Source organism: Curtobacterium sp. Csp2 (genome assembly GCF_013347165.1).
Map to the genome: position 1 here is coordinate 1,016,876 of NZ_CP054593.1, position 14,228 is coordinate 1,031,103.

Below are 14,228 nucleotides of genomic sequence, written 5' to 3' on the forward strand. Positions count from 1 at the left end.
TCCTCGCAGCGAGATGTCGCTGCGAGAAACCGCCGACGTTGCGTCTTGCGAACGACGCGGACGCGCTCAGGACTCCCGTGCGATCAGGGGGCGCAGGGTGCGGTGTGCGATCCGGAGGCCCTCGAGCACCTTGTCGTCGGTGCCGCCCCACAGCGGGTCCTCGTGCTCGACGCTCAGCGTGCCGGTGAACCCCGCCTCGTACAGTCGGTCGACCACGTGCGGCCAGTCCACGACCCCGCGGCCCGGGACGCGGAAGCGCCACCAGCCCATGTCCCACGGGTCGTCGCCCTTGTCGACCTTCCCGAAGAACCCGTACTCGTCCCGCTTCCGGGGGAACAGCTCGACGTCCTTCGCCTGCGCGTGCACGATGTGCTCGGCGAACGGCAGGATCGTCTCGACCGGGTCGATGCCGATCCAGGTCAGGTGCGACGGGTCCCAGTTCAGGCCGAACCCGAGTCCGGTGACCCAGTGCCAGAGCTCGGGGGAGTACGCGAGGTTGCCCGGGTACCCGTCGGGGTGCCAGCCCTCCATCACGCAGTTCTCGACGATCAGCCGGACTCCCCGCTCGCCGGCGTACTCGACGAGCTCGGGGAGCACGCGGTCGCCGAGTGCCATGTTGTCGCGGACGGACAGCGTGTTGTCCCGGCCGACGAACGTGCCGACGGACGGCACGCCGAGCATCGCGGCGGCGTCGACCGCGTGGAACAGGTGCTCCTTGACCGCGGCCCGGTGGTCGGTGTCGTGGTGCAGGTTGTTCTCGTAGTACGCCAGCGCGGAGATCTCGAGCCCGTACCGGTCGAGCACCTCCCGCGTCGCGGCGGCGTCGGACTCGGTGAAGGTGGCGACGGGCAGGTGCGCCGCCTCGAAGTCCCGCGACCCGGTGTCGGGCCAGACCGCGACCTCGAGCCGCTCGTAGCCCTGCTCGGCCGCGAACGCCGCGATCCGCTCGAGCGACCACCCGGGCAGGCATGCCGTGAGCATCCCGAGCTTCACCGGATCCCCCGCCACGATCCGTCGGCCGCGCTGCCGATGACCGCCTCGATGATCGACGCCGCACGGGCGCCGTCCGCGAACGTCGGCAGCCCGTCGGGCCACGCCGACCGGTCGCCCTCGCTGCGGACCGCCGCGTAGGTGTCGGCGACGAAGGCCCCGAACGCGTCGAGGTACCCCTGCGGGTGGCCGGCCGGCACGACGGCCAGCCTTCGTTGGTCCTGGAAGCCGAGCGACGGGTCGCGGACGACGATCTGGGCGCCCCGCTCGTTGCCGAACCACGCCGACTCGGGCTGCTCCTGGTCGAACGCCGCCGAGCCGAGGGTGCCGTCGACCTCGAACCACAGCCGGTTCTTGCGTCCGGCGGCGACCTGCGAGATGACGACGTTCCCGATGCGGCCGGAGGCGGAGCGGAAGGTCGCGACCGCGGTGTCCTCGGTGGTCACCTCGGCGCGCTGCCCGGCGTCCGCGACCGGGTCGGGGTCGGGGGAGCCGGAGAACGACGGACCCGAGGCCGCCGGGCGGGTCGGGTAGACGATGTCGGTCGCGGCGGAGACGGACGCGAACGGCTCACCCGTGACGAACTCGACCAGGTCGCACCAGTGCGAACCGATGTCGGCGAAGGCCCGCGACACCCCGCCGGCCCCCGCGTCGACCCGCCACGACGAGGCGTCCTCGTCGAGCATCCAGTCCTGCAGGTAGTGCCCGTGCACGGCCAGCAGCCGCCCGAGCTCGCCGGCCGCGATCCGACCGCGGATCTCCCGGACCACCGGGTGGTACCGGTACACGAACGGCACGGTCGCGACGACGCCCGCACGGTCCGCGGCGTCGACCAGCTCGGCTGCCTGCGCGGCACTGATCGCGAGCGGCTTCTCGCACACGACGTTGATCCCGGCGCGGATGACCGCGAGGGCCTGCGGGTGGTGCTGGTCGTTCGGCGTGCAGACGTGCACGACGTCGGGCGCGTCCGCGATCACGTCGTCGAGCGAGGCGTACCCGCGGGGGACGTCGAGCTGCGCGGCGACCTGCTCGGAGCGGGACGGCGTCCGGCCGAGCACCCCGACCACCTCGGCCCCGGCGGCACGCGCCGCCCGCGCGTGGACGCCGGCGATCATGCCGGTCCCGACCACGGCGACGCGGATGCGTCGCCCTCCGTACCCACTGCTCATGGTGCTCCCTCGCGCCGGACTGGGACCACCGTACCGACGCAGCCCGGCCACGCGCCGGAACGCGTGAGTACCGTCTGGGGCATGTCGAGCCTCCAGACCAGCCTGCTCATCCTCGGAGCCAGCGGCGACCTGTCCAAGCGACTGCTGCTGCCCGGCCTCGCGACCCTGCTGGAGGTGAAGGAGGACTGGGACGTGCAGCTCGTCGGCGCCGGCGTCGAGGACCTCTCCGACGCCGACTGGAAGGCGCAGGTGAAGACCTCGTTCGAGAACGCCCAGGCGTCGAAGAACGAGGAGGACGAGGGTGCCCACGACGGCGGGGAACGGCTCAGCAAGCGGCTGCTCGACGTCGTCGCCGCCTCGACGTACCGCAAGGCCGACGTCACCGACGCCGACGACCTCCGGGCACTCCTCGCCGCGTGCGACCACGACCCGGCGGTCTACTTCGCGCTGCCGCCGGCGGTCACCGAGAAGAGCTGCGCGGTCCTGAAGGACCTCGACCTGCCGTCGGGCACGCGCCTGGCGCTCGAGAAGCCCTTCGGCACCGACGCCGCGAGCGCCGAGCACCTCAACGACGTGCTGCACTCCTTCCTGCCCGAGGAGCGGATCCACCGCGTCGACCACTTCCTCGGCCGCTCGACCGTGCTCAACCTGCTCGGCCTGCGCTTCGCGAACCGCATCGTCGAGCCGCTGCTGTCGTCGCAGCACGTCGCCCGCGTCGACATCGTCTACGACGAGACCCTCGGGCTCGAAGGTCGGGCGCGCTACTACGACAAGGCGGGCGCCCTGGTCGACATGATCCAGAGCCACCTGCTGCAGGTGATGGCGGTCGTCGCGATGGAGGCCCCGGCGTCGATCGACGCGGACGACCTGCGCACCCAGAAGGAGCTCGTCCTGCGCGCCGTCCGGCCGTGGGGCGGGAACGTGGTGGCCGCGGGCAGGCGGGCCCGCTACACGGCCGGCACGATCGGGGACCGGTCGCTGCCGTCCTACGTCGACGAGGACGGCGTGGACCCGTCGCTCGACACCGAGACGCTCGCGCAGCTCACCCTCGAGGTCGCGAACTGGCGGTGGGCCGGCGTGCCCTTCACGCTCCGCTCGGGCAAGGCGCTCGAACAGCAGCGCCGCGAGATCGTCATCACGTTCAAGGACTCGCCGCACGTGCCGAACGGGCTCACCGGCGCCGAACGTCCGGACAAGCTGCGGATCTGGATCGCGCCGGACGAGATGCAGCTCGAGCTCAACGTGAACGGCCCCGGCGACCCGTACACGATCGACCACACCTCGTTGACGACCACGTTCAACCCGGGGCGGCTGAGCGCCTACGGCGAGGTCCTCGCCGGGGTGCTCGAGGGCGACGCCACGCTGTCGGTGCGCGGGGACAGCGCGGTGCAGGGGTGGAAGGTCGTCGAGCCGTTCCTGCAGGCCTGGCGCGCGGGGGACACCCCGCTCGACGGGTACGCGGCGGGCTCCGTCGGCCCCGACTCCTGGGACAACATCGACTGCTGACGCGGTGCGCGCGGTGCGCGCGGACGGACGGGAGGATCGTGACGGGCCCCGCCACGATCCTCCCGTCCGTCTCCTGGTCGCGCGGCGTAGCGTCGCGCATCGTGAAGACCACCGACGACGTCCTGTCCACCGTCCCCGCTCCCGCCGACTCCGACGTCCGCGTCGAGCCCGTCCGCTACGACCACGAGGGCACGGCGCTCCTCGGCGTCCTGGCGAAGGACCACGCCGAGTCCGGCCCGCGCCCCGCCGTCCTCGTCGTGCACGACTGGCACGGGGTGAACGAGCACGTCGAGGCCCGCGTCGCGATGCTCGCCCGCCTGGGCTACGTCGCGTTCGGTGCCGACGTCTACGGCGAGGGCGTCCGCCCGGGCGACGACACCGCCTCCGAGGTCGCCGGCTCGTTCTACCAGGACCTGCCGCTCTTCCGCGCCCGGCTGACCGCGGGGCTCGACCGGCTCCGCGAGGACCCCGACGTCGACCACTCGCGCATCGTCGTGATGGGCTACTGCTTCGGCGGTTCCGGCGCGCTCGAGCTCGCCCGCACCGGGGCGGACCTGGTCGGGGCCGTCTCCTTCCACGGCGGACTCATCGCGCACGACCCGTCGGACGCCGCCGCGATCCGGGCGAAGCTGCTCGTGCTCACCGGCGGCTCGGACCCGGTCGTCCCGGACAGCGCGGTCACCGCGTGGCAGGACGAGATGCGGGGCGCCCCGGAGGTCGACTGGCAGGTCGTGACGTACGCGGGTGCGATGCACGCGTTCGCGGTGCCGGGGACCGACGCCCCCGACCACGGCGCGCAGTACCAGGAGCGGGCGGACCGTCGGTCGTGGCAAGCGCTGCAGGTGTTCCTCGCCGAGGTGTTCGACGAGGAGCCGACCATCGTGTGAGTCCTGCGACACGCCGAGGACCCGGGTCGGCGCGGCTCGATTCGCGTTCCGCGCCGCACCTGTTGTAGAGTCTTCCACGGCCGCAAGGCCGGTTCGGCTGGAAAGCCGGATGCGCTCGTAGCTCAATGGATAGAGCATCTGACTACGGATCAGAAGGTTGGGGGTTCGAGTCCCTTCGAGCGCACGGATCGACGGCAGTCTTGTAGCCGAGACTGTAGCCGAAGCACCAAAACAGAAGGCCCCGCTCGATGCGAGCGGGGCCTTTTCGTGTCACCTGAGGACGCTCGACAGCGGCACTCCGGATCTTTCGCAGGCCGATGCAAGCTCCGCGCAGTCGGGGTCGTCTTCAAGGGTGATCGGAAGTCCGAGCTCTTGAGCTCGTCGGCCAATCTCGCGTGCCAGGGAGCGCGCGGTGCTCTGATCCATCGGGTGTCCCTCCTTGGGGCTGTGGTTGCTCGAAGGTACGTTCGACCACTGACGCGCACAACCCGTGTACTGCTCAGCTTCAAAAGTGAGCGGCGAGTCGACACGTGTTCGTTACGCGGATAGCCGCCACGCGCACATACGACGAACGCCCCCACCTGACTCGGTGGGGGCGTGGTCGCGTCCGGTTTGAAACATCCACGGTTGATAGGTGAATCCGGACGCAGGGGCAGGGTAGCGCGTGTGTGTTCCCAGTCAAACAACGAGCCGCGTAGGCATGCGGATCGGCTGCGGCGGTGGCTTCCGAGTCAAGCAACGCCGCCGAGTTTGGGGCGGCTACGAGTTTCGCACTACCCCCAAACTTGCCCCAAACTCAGCCATGTCGCCGGCCACGTCTACCCTGCCGCTCATGGGTGTCCGTCGTTGTGATCGTTGGCTGCCACCGGACGCGTTCTCGTTGTCGGTGGAGGCGCGTGGTCCGGTGGTGCAGGAGTTCGACCCGCCGATGCCCGTCCACTGTTGGTTGCAGCACCCGGACCGTCTGGTGCGTGTTGAGGCGGTCGCGTTGGCTGCGAGCACGGATGCGGTGCTGGTCGAGTGGGGTAGCGGTCAGGCGCGTACGTCGGCGTGGATTTGGCGTGCAGCAGTCCGGCATCGGCGTTAACCAGCAAACGCAGCACCCTGTACGTGGAACATGAGCACATCTATGCTTCGTTCTGTGAAGAAACACATGGTGGTTGCTGCGGTTCTGGCGTTGACGTTTGGTGTCGCGGGTTGCAGCGCTGGGGGTAACGACGTGGCGGCACCGGACCAGTCTGAGGTGGAGTCGACGCCGACTGAGACGATGCAGACGCCGGTGGAGAACATCGACAAGACGTGGACGTTCGACTACCAGGGCGCGTCAGGCACGTTCAAGCTCGGCGGCGACCAGAACAGTGACGCGTTGACGGCGCTCGAGACTGCCCGCACATCCGTCAACGGCACCACGTACACGTTCGTCCCCGTCGAGCTGGACAACACGAACGGCAGCACGTCTCTCAACATGTACGGCCTCACCGTCGTCACCAAGGACGGACAGCAGATCGACTCCACCAGCCTGCAGGACGTGTTCTCCTCCTGGCGTGACGCTGCCGGTGACGACGTGGAGAAGTACAACGCCATCGTCGACCTCAGCAACGAGTACGGCCAGTTCGACCTGCAGCCTGGCGCGAAGGGCACCGCTGTAGTCGCGTTCCAGCAGCCTGTCACGTCAGCGTGGCGTGTGACCGTTGCGCCGGCCGGTGGGTCGGAGCAGGTGGAAGCAGTCGCGAAGTAGCGGCACAAAGCACGAACACGCCCCACCCCCGCATCGGGAGGTGGGGCGCATCATGAGCAGCACTTAGGATCAGAGGATCATGGGGAACGGATTCGTGGACTGGTTCAGCCGGTCGTACAAGGGCATCATCGTCGGGCTGCTGGCAGTGTTCGCCGCCACCATGGTCGTGCTAGCCATGCAGCACGTTGACTCGTCGAAGGCAGCAGTAGGAGCGACGCCGAGGTCCGTTACGTACCAAGCGCAGAACGCCGAACAGAGCAGCACCGTCGCGTTCATTGGAGACTCGTACACAGGCGGGACCGGAGCATCTGCAAAGGACCAGGCTTTCCCCCAGGTCCTAGCGGCGCGAGAAGGCTGGACGGCAGCTGTCGTCGCATGCGGTGGCGGCGGGTACGTCAACCCGGGCAACTGCGGCACCGCTTACCCGGACCACCTCAGCGAAGCGATCGACGCGAAGCCCGACATCGTGATTGTCAGCGGCGGACGGAACGACATCAAGTCATCAGCGAGCGAGGTGCAGGCCAACGCGACGGCAACGTTCCACAAACTGCGCGAGGCGCTGCCGAACGCGAAGCTCTACGTGACCTCACCCATCTGGGATGACGACGACCCAGCCGCCGCACTCGCCGGCATCCAGACCGCAGTACGCGCCGCCGCGACTGCGACCGGAGCGACGTACATAGACATAGGCGAACCCCTCACGGGACGTGCTGACCTGCTCATCGACGACAGCATCCACCCGAATGACGCCGGACACGCTGCCATCGCGGACGCCATCCAAGCCGCGCTTCCCAAGAGCTGACGAACGACGAAAGACCCCCTCGAGCTCCCGAAGGAACCCGAGGGGGTCTTTGTCATCCTGCTGCGAGAGCGGTGAGGTTCACAATCGTCGACTGAGCGAACCGTACCGACACGTCAATCGTCGGACTCACCGACGTCGTGAAGATGAGGCTCTGGCGCAGTGTGTCCGTCCCGGCGGGTACGGTGAACTCCTGCCAGAAAATTCCGTCGTAGGTCCCACCGAAGCCACCCTCCACGGTGGAGAGCAGCGAAGTCCCTCCCTGCCGAGCCTCAAGCTTCAGCGTTGCGTTCCCCATAGTGCCGTCGTCCGGGCATGCAGACCGCACGCGTGTGGCGACGGCAACGCGGTCTCCGGCGGCGAAGTTCGTGGTCGCGTTCCACTGGAGACCTCCTGAGTTGGCGGCCGACCCCGCCGTCTGCGTCAAGATCTGCCAATTCCCAACAGCGGGGTCCGTCGCGGCCGCCTGGGACAGCGTGTAGGCCGTCCCGTTGCCCCCATACGCCGCCCACCCCGCGGGGACATTTGCGCCGTTAACCCCTTGATTGAATAGCCCGCGGCCTGCCGGAATGAGATTGGCGGCGTCGAGCACATCGGTCGATAGGTGGGGAGTGTCATTGTTGAACCGACGAAGGAACTCCGGGTCTGTCGCGGCCCTCTTGCCAATTAGGTAGTGGCCGAGCGCGTTGGGGTGCACGCTGTCGAGATTGTAGCCGCTCTTGTACAAGCCCGTGGCGGGGTCGACCACTGCGTTGTACGCGTCGACGTACGGCAGGCCGAGCCGCTGGGCCGTGGACTTAACCCACGCGTTCCAGCGCTGCGTCGATGCGTTTACGGTCGTCGAGTCGTTTCGCGGCGGCGGGCACCACAGAACCGGCATGACACCAACGGCCTGCAGCTTGCTGACCATCCGCAGTAGCGTCGCCCGTGCCGCGACTGGGTCGTACGCGCCGGTAGAACCCGTCGCCCCGATGTTGTTCGTTCCACCCGCGATGATGCACGCACCAGGCAGCGGGTCCATCGCGAGAACCGACGGCAAATGCGTCGTCTCGATCTGCTCGAGCGTGTACCCACCGGTTGCGAAGAAGCCACGGTGACGAATCTTCCCCGCGACGGTCGCGAGTGCCTTGTGCCACGCGTTCCCGACCGTGGAGTTGTAGGCGGTGATGGAGTCACCAATGACAACGAAGCCACCGCGGCGCTGCGCTGTGGACAGTGGCGCAACCGCGGCACTGGCTGCGCTTCCAGCCGACGCCGCCGAGCTCGCCGCCGCCGTGGCAGAACTCGTCGCCGATGACGCTGCGCCAATCGCACGATTAGCGATCGACTGCGCATCGTTCCACAGGCTATTGAAGTCGCCAGGACCAGCAACCATGTCACGAGTGTCAGTTACCCACGCAAGTTCGCCGTCTGCGAGGACCGGATTTGCAGTCTGCCAGTTCGCCAGCGTGTCTCGCCTGACTCGGATCTGCTTCGCGTCGGCCATGCTTCCTGCTTCCAGTCGTGCGCCGTGGCGCGGTAAAACGAAAACCGCCCCGACATGCAGGGCGGCGAAGATGATGAGCGGGCTTGTCGGTTAGACGTGCCGCGGTGGTCGGCGGGGCTGCGTGGCCTCGAGCGCGGACGGGATCACATCAGCGAGCGTCATCGCGTCGTCGCCTTCCGGGTACGGCATCTCCGGCTCCACGCCCCATGCGTTCATGATCTGACCGACCCAACGAGCCAACGCGGTACGGAACTTGCGGTCCTCCTGCTTGAACGCTTCGAACGCACGCTCGATCCGGTCCGCTTTCGCCTCAGCCGCTTCCACACGTTCCGTCAGTTGCGCGTTCGACCGGAGCACGTCCTTCACGAACTGGCCCGGGTCAGCCGAGTATCGTTCGACGGCTTCCTGTTCCTCGTCGTCGACCTCAGCCGCACGACGAGCCTTACGCGCCTTGATCGTCTTGATCCCAGCTGGCGCGCCGATTGCCGCGGTGGCGAGGGCTGTAACACTGATGATGATGGTGTTCGTTACTTCGTCACTGAGCACGCGGAATCCCCCCGGTGTGCGCCTCCTGGTCTGCTTCTTCGCGACCGATCTCCGTGAACAGGTCGTTGATCCGCCACGACAGTGCAACCAGTCGGATCAGCACAAGCACCAGGGTCAGCGTCGAGTTCGACGATCCCGACGCGATGTACATGACGATCGCGGCGACGTAGATCAGCAGCCCGATACCGACCGCGAACCGTCCCCACAGTTCCGTCCGCTTCCGCAGGAAAACGAGACCCAGCAGCGCCACAACGGCACCGATCAGGATGACCGCGCCCCATGCGACACGGAACCACGGCAACGTGAAATCGCCGACGATCTTCGAACCGACAATCAGCGAAGTCAACCCGAACGTAATCAGGCCAACATCGATCACCGGCAGCAGCACCGTGTAGATGCTGCGGAACCGTGGGGGCACAAGAGGAAGTGCGTCCCGAGACCAAACCGTCTTCATCTTGTGCCCCCCAGGTCATTCAGCGAGGTGCTTCGGCGTGTCGTCGTCGCCAGCAGCAGTCTCAGCGGGCTTGTTTGGCACCGCATACGTCGCCACAGCAGTCAGAACCGCCATACCCAGACCAACCCACGGCTGCACCTCATCCGGCAGCGTGAACGCACCGGCCGTCAGAACCGCACCAACCAGCGAAACGATCGCCTTCGCGTACTGCTGCACCTTCGCGAACATCAGCGCACCGCCGTCGCATACTTGGCGAGCATCACATCAACTTCCTGCTGGTACAGCTGACGTGCACCGTCCTCACCATTGCCGTAGATGATCGCCCGCAGCTTGTTCAAGTCATCAAGACCCTCAACAGCCTTCTTCTTGCCAGTATCAAGGTTGTGGACATACCAGCCGCCAACAACACCGCGCTGCACGTTGCGCTCGTCGGCGGGATGCGGAATCAGTCGCAGGTTCATGTCGATCCAATCGGAGATAGGGATGATGGGCTTACGGTCGAGAGTGATTAGCACAGGCGGGTTCTCAACACCGGACCGGGCGTACTCGACACCTGCAGTGGTGTCGTGACCAAGGAAGTCCTCAGTCCAGCCGAGCATCGGACGGGCGATCTGCGCCGCCCGAGCACGGAACGACATGACGCCAGGGGTGCCGTTCGGGGAGTCCGTGAAGATGCCGTACCCGCCGCCGAGGGACAAGCCAACATCGCCGGCTGCGCGGTTCTTGTCGGTGCGGGTCGGGCTAATACCGAACCACACCGGGACACCAGCGGGTGCGGTCAGCATGTCCGCGTGCCGCTTCGTTGCGTAGTTCCAGCCCTGCAGTGCAACGTCGTACTTCCCAGCACCGGGGCCGATCGACGGCACCGACCCCCACCAGGCGTAGTTGTTGGCGAGGCACATGCCAGCACCGTCCGGCTTCCCCATCGCCGCACGGGCGCGGAGAACGGCAGCAGCAGAATCGAGAACAGCCATCAGAGTGACCCCATCCCACCGGTCTGGTCACCGGTCGTAGCAGCGTCCGGGATGCCGCCGAGCTCGTCGGCGGTCGTGTACACGACCGCGTCGATGTGGATCGTTTCGGGCACGTTGTCCTCCTAGTAGCCGATTGCGACGTACGGCATGAACACGGTCGTGCTCGCCTTACCGCCCCAAATGGTGCTGAACCCGGTCCGGGTCACGCTGTCCTCGATGAGGGTCGGCATCGACGACGGTGTGCCGTTGCTGTTCTGGTGCGGGGTAAGGATCACGGTCGAGATGCCGTTAGGGAACGGGACCGGGAACGTCCAGTTCAGGCGTCCGCCGCTGTTCGTTGTGCCACCCGCCTGCCCCATACGGAACAGGGGCAGCACATCGCCAGCGTCCTTATAAGAACCTGAACCGCCAGCCGTGGTACCCCACGACATGACCTGCGAAAACGGGCCAGGCTTAGCCCACCCGACCGCGCTGCCCTTCCACACGTAAACGAAGTCCTTCGCGACGACGTAGATACGCCGGCCAACCCAGTTACCTTGCGTGGGGAGGTCGCCGACGGTCGCGACGTTGCCGTCCACGTTGTCGCGCACCCAGTCAGCAAGGTCGTTGTGATCCGCCCGCAGAGTCGGGGCAGGGTTGCCCTCAAGCCTTGGGACGCCCTTGGTCGGTTCGGGAGTGGTCGTCATGTGCACCTCCGGGCGCGACAAGACACCCACCACAATCAGGTAGGTGTCGGAGAAGTAGTTGGTTAGACGTGCCAGCTGATGTCGAGCGCGCCAGCCTGACCGTCCGTCTGGGTACCGCGGAAGATCGCGAAGCCGGCTCCGTCGAAGCCGACGCCCCACTGAGCGCCCGTCTTCAACAGGTCACCGAACGAAGTCGGCAGCTCCACCCACCCGGACGCGTTCGGCAACGACAGCAGGTTGCTGATCGTCGGCGCACCACACGGGTTCGACGTGTACCCGTGCGTGCCGATACGAGGCTGATTCCCGCTGTTCCGAGTCGGCGACAAGTACACCAAGATCCGGTCGATCGTCGCCGTCGACGGGATGGTGTCCGCGATCTTCGACCCGTAGAAGTACGCCGACTTGTTCGACGCCGACGCGTACACCAGGTTCGTCCACCACCGGCCGTTCTGGAACGAACCAGAATCACCCGCCGTGAACGTCTGCCGGAACGACGTCTGCACCGGCTGCCCACCAGGGTCCGGCGGTTTCGGCTGCTCAGTCTGAGACGACACAATCGCCGTCACCGTCCGTGCCGCCTCGCCATCCCAGTTGATGACCACCAGGTCGCCAACCTCCGGCGTTGCGCCCTTCGGCATCGACATCGCCTCGACCACACCCGAACCGGGCGGGTACTCGATGTCGCACTTCGGGGAACCGACCGCGTTGACGCGGCCCTGCGTTGCCCGCTGCTGCACCGAACCGAGCAGCAGCGTCTGCTTGCCGACCCGCAGTAGTCGCACGCGGTCGCCGACGATCGGCCACGACCCACCCAAGGCGGGAACCGTCAACTGGCGGTCGTCGACGTTCACCAGTGCCTGCGTGCCGTCCGAGGACGGGCCGGCGAACACCCCCAAGATGCTTGCGTCCACACCCGGGATATCGGCGAGCTTGTCGGCGAGAACATCAGCTGACGTTGACGGCACGGCTCAACACATCCCCAGTAATCGTCATCGTGCCCGCACTACCGAGCATGCACTTCGACACACGAACCGTCCACGTCGCCTGCCCATCATCAACAGTGCGCACATCGCCCACCTCCACCGACACGTCAGTGATGCACTGGATCTCGAGCGACGACGCGCGCGGCTGCGAATACTGCGCCAACAGTCCCGGTGCAGCCTGCGCGGCCTGCGTGCCCGTCGTGATCTGCGGCGACGAGTAGAACCGCGGCACCCGGTGATACGGGGTCCGCTCACCACCAGCCGGCGTCGCACGAAGCGGACCAGACTGCACCCACAGTTCTGCGAGCACCTGCTGCTGCTCGTTCGACTCAGCACGGATGATGACGCCGTTGTAAACCTGCTCCGAGTCCAGGGATGAACCGATCTGCGTGATCGTTCCACGCGGACCAACACGGAGCTCAGCAGTCGCCGGGCCAGGCGTCACCGGACGGGCCGTGAGCGTCCCATCAGACGCCATATGCGGCACACCCCCGACAATCGCCATCAGGTCCGTCAGCGCCGCCACCCGATCTTCCTCGTACACGACGCTACGTCGGATCGCAGCGTCCGGCAGGGAGCGGGTCAACTGGAACCCCGTCAACGCGGCAGCTTCCGCCCACACCGAGCTCATGTTCGACGGCGACGACAACCGGGTGAACCGGTCCCGCTGCACCTCCACCATCCGGTCCTTGAGGTTCAGCTTCACCTTCGACCCGACCACGATGCGGGTCTCCCCGAAGATGAACACGCTGTCATCAGCGGACGGCACCGACACGATGGTGAAGTCACCGATCTGCACACGCTCCGAGAACGCACTACCGACCGACACGATCGCGTAGACGACGAGGCGCGCGCCGAACGGAGCCAACCAGTCCTGCGGCTCATGCGGCGACAGAGACTTGCCCTGATCGTCCGTCCACACAACCGTGACCGTGCCCGAACCCTCAATCGCGCCGGACGCGTCCCAGTCGAACGACGGGTCCACAACGGGCAGCCCCTCGAACAGTCGCTGCCCGTCATAGTAAAGGTCCGCGGAGTAAGACAGGTCGAACGAACCGCCCCGGATGACGTCACGGCATGCATCACTGATCAGTCGCACGTCACGCTCCCGCCAGATCGAAGTCGGTTTCCGCATCCAGGTACGTCAGGTACGCACCCTCAATGTCGGCGTACGTTGCGTACGCGTTCTCGAGACTCGAGTACGCCAGCAGGGGGCGCACGATGCCCTCAACAGGAGGGGCGACCTCCTGGCCGGACAGCCGCCACATCACCGCTTCCTCACCACCCGCGTACGCGTACGGTTCAGCTGCAGGTTTCGGCACCACCATGAACATCACCGCCGGCAACCCAGTCGGCAACGACGACCGGAAACACACAACCGGTAGCTGCTCGTCGCCGTCGTACCCGCCGAACACCGACGACATGCGTGCCGCGTCCTCAGCGGTGAACGTCACACAGTCGACGTTGATGTCCTCGAGCCCCGACCGGCCAGTACCGATGTACACCGGTACCGACCGTCCGATTGGCTTGATGACCTCACCCTCGAACGGCCGCGACAACGTCTTCGCCGCACCCTGAGCGAGCAGCACCGAAACACCCCGCGACGGGTCGATCGGCTGATGGATCACCGTTCCGGCGTAGTCGACGTACGTGTCTGACGTCTCCCCGAAACCGAGGCTGACCCCGTTCACGTCGAAGTACTCGGCCCGGTACGAAACCGTCTGCTGCAACGGCGGTTCCGTGTCGATCCCACCGAAACCACCCGCAGCGGGCACGTTCACCAGGCCGCGCACCCGCATCGTCCGGTCGTCCTGAATCCGGTACAGCGTCGCCGTCACCGTCCCAGGAACCACCGTGTCAAGCGTGATCTCCACATGCGGCACCGGGTCCATCGACGGCACCGGAACGAGCCCCGGACCGTAGATAGTGAACGCGTTCCCACCATCTAACGTGTCCGTGAAGGTGGATGTCGCATTGCCACCATCAACGACATCCACCATCACAGGCCCC

15 protein-coding genes and 1 tRNA gene are annotated in these 14,228 nt (G+C 66.8%); 5 read left to right on the plus strand and 11 right to left on the minus strand.

Annotation, left to right across the window (positions count from 1 at the left end):
* Nucleotides 1-66 precede the first annotated feature (66 nt).
* On the minus strand, nt 67-981 hold the full coding sequence (locus HUN59_RS05055) for a sugar phosphate isomerase/epimerase family protein (RefSeq protein ID WP_217483622.1): 915 nt from the start codon (nt 979-981) through the stop codon (nt 67-69).
* Nucleotides 982-989: 8 nt separating this feature from the next.
* Nucleotides 990-2,159 (minus strand): Gfo/Idh/MocA family protein, encoded by a 1,170-nt coding sequence (locus HUN59_RS05060; RefSeq protein ID WP_174777706.1) that lies wholly within the window; start codon nt 2,157-2,159, stop codon nt 990-992.
* An 81-nt stretch (nt 2,160-2,240) separates the two neighbouring features.
* On the opposite strand from HUN59_RS05060, the gene HUN59_RS05065 reads away from it, so the two are divergent.
* The 5 genes from HUN59_RS05065 to HUN59_RS05085 all read left to right on the plus strand — a co-directional run bounded on the left by HUN59_RS05065 (nt 2,241) and on the right by HUN59_RS05085 (nt 7,092).
* Nucleotides 2,241-3,665, plus strand: coding sequence for a glucose-6-phosphate dehydrogenase (locus HUN59_RS05065; RefSeq protein ID WP_174777707.1), 1,425 nt, complete (start codon nt 2,241-2,243; stop codon nt 3,663-3,665).
* 101 nt (nt 3,666-3,766) lie between these two features.
* Entirely contained in the window at nt 3,767-4,552 is a 786-nt protein-coding gene (locus HUN59_RS05070; RefSeq protein WP_174777708.1) for a dienelactone hydrolase family protein, read from the plus strand.
* A 111-nt stretch (nt 4,553-4,663) separates the two neighbouring features.
* Nucleotides 4,664-4,736 (plus strand) — tRNA-Arg (locus HUN59_RS05075).
* Nucleotides 4,737-5,693: 957 nt separating this feature from the next.
* Nucleotides 5,694-6,290 carry a hypothetical protein gene (locus HUN59_RS05080; RefSeq protein WP_174777709.1) on the plus strand — a complete coding sequence of 199 codons (597 nt, stop codon included), beginning with the start codon at nt 5,694-5,696 and terminating at the stop codon, nt 6,288-6,290.
* Nucleotides 6,291-6,369: 79 nt separating this feature from the next.
* A complete protein-coding gene (locus HUN59_RS05085) occupies nt 6,370-7,092 on the plus strand; it encodes an SGNH/GDSL hydrolase family protein (RefSeq protein ID WP_174777710.1) in 723 nt (240 codons plus the stop codon).
* Between the two features lie 52 nt (nt 7,093-7,144).
* Here HUN59_RS05085 and HUN59_RS19335 read toward each other — a convergent pair whose 3' ends face one another.
* The 9 genes from HUN59_RS19335 to HUN59_RS05130 all read right to left on the minus strand — a co-directional run bounded on the left by HUN59_RS19335 (nt 7,145) and on the right by HUN59_RS05130 (nt 14,218).
* Nucleotides 7,145-8,575, minus strand: a complete 1,431-nt coding sequence (locus tag HUN59_RS19335; RefSeq protein WP_217483646.1) for a GDSL-type esterase/lipase family protein — start codon at nt 8,573-8,575, stop codon at nt 7,145-7,147.
* A 90-nt stretch (nt 8,576-8,665) separates the two neighbouring features.
* On the minus strand, nt 8,666-9,121 hold the full coding sequence (locus tag HUN59_RS05095; RefSeq protein ID WP_174777711.1) for a hypothetical protein: 456 nt from the start codon (nt 9,119-9,121) through the stop codon (nt 8,666-8,668).
* A complete protein-coding gene (locus HUN59_RS05100; RefSeq protein WP_174777712.1) occupies nt 9,111-9,509 on the minus strand; it encodes a hypothetical protein in 399 nt (132 codons plus the stop codon). Before HUN59_RS05100 ends, HUN59_RS05095 begins: the two co-directional genes overlap by 11 nt.
* 81 nt (nt 9,510-9,590) lie before the next feature.
* Nucleotides 9,591-9,803, minus strand: a complete 213-nt coding sequence (locus tag HUN59_RS05105) for a hypothetical protein (protein ID WP_174777713.1) — start codon at nt 9,801-9,803, stop codon at nt 9,591-9,593.
* Complete coding sequence (locus HUN59_RS05110; RefSeq protein WP_174777714.1) at nt 9,803-10,549, minus strand: hypothetical protein; 747 nt, start codon at nt 10,547-10,549, stop codon at nt 9,803-9,805. The genes HUN59_RS05105 and HUN59_RS05110 overlap by 1 nt, the downstream gene beginning before the upstream one ends.
* Before the next feature lie 122 nt (nt 10,550-10,671).
* Nucleotides 10,672-11,235, minus strand: a complete 564-nt coding sequence (locus HUN59_RS05115) for a gp53-like domain-containing protein (protein WP_174777715.1) — start codon at nt 11,233-11,235, stop codon at nt 10,672-10,674.
* A 62-nt stretch (nt 11,236-11,297) separates the two neighbouring features.
* Nucleotides 11,298-12,125 (minus strand): hypothetical protein, encoded by an 828-nt coding sequence (locus HUN59_RS05120; protein WP_174777716.1) that lies wholly within the window; start codon nt 12,123-12,125, stop codon nt 11,298-11,300.
* A 55-nt stretch (nt 12,126-12,180) separates the two neighbouring features.
* The gene (locus HUN59_RS05125) at nt 12,181-13,317 is read right to left on the minus strand and encodes a hypothetical protein (RefSeq protein WP_174777717.1); all 1,137 of its coding nucleotides are present in this window, start codon (nt 13,315-13,317) and stop codon (nt 12,181-12,183) included.
* 1 nt (nt 13,318) lies between these two features.
* On the minus strand, nt 13,319-14,218 hold the full coding sequence (locus tag HUN59_RS05130) for a hypothetical protein (protein WP_174777718.1): 900 nt from the start codon (nt 14,216-14,218) through the stop codon (nt 13,319-13,321).
* Between the last annotated feature and the right edge of the window lie 10 nt (nt 14,219-14,228).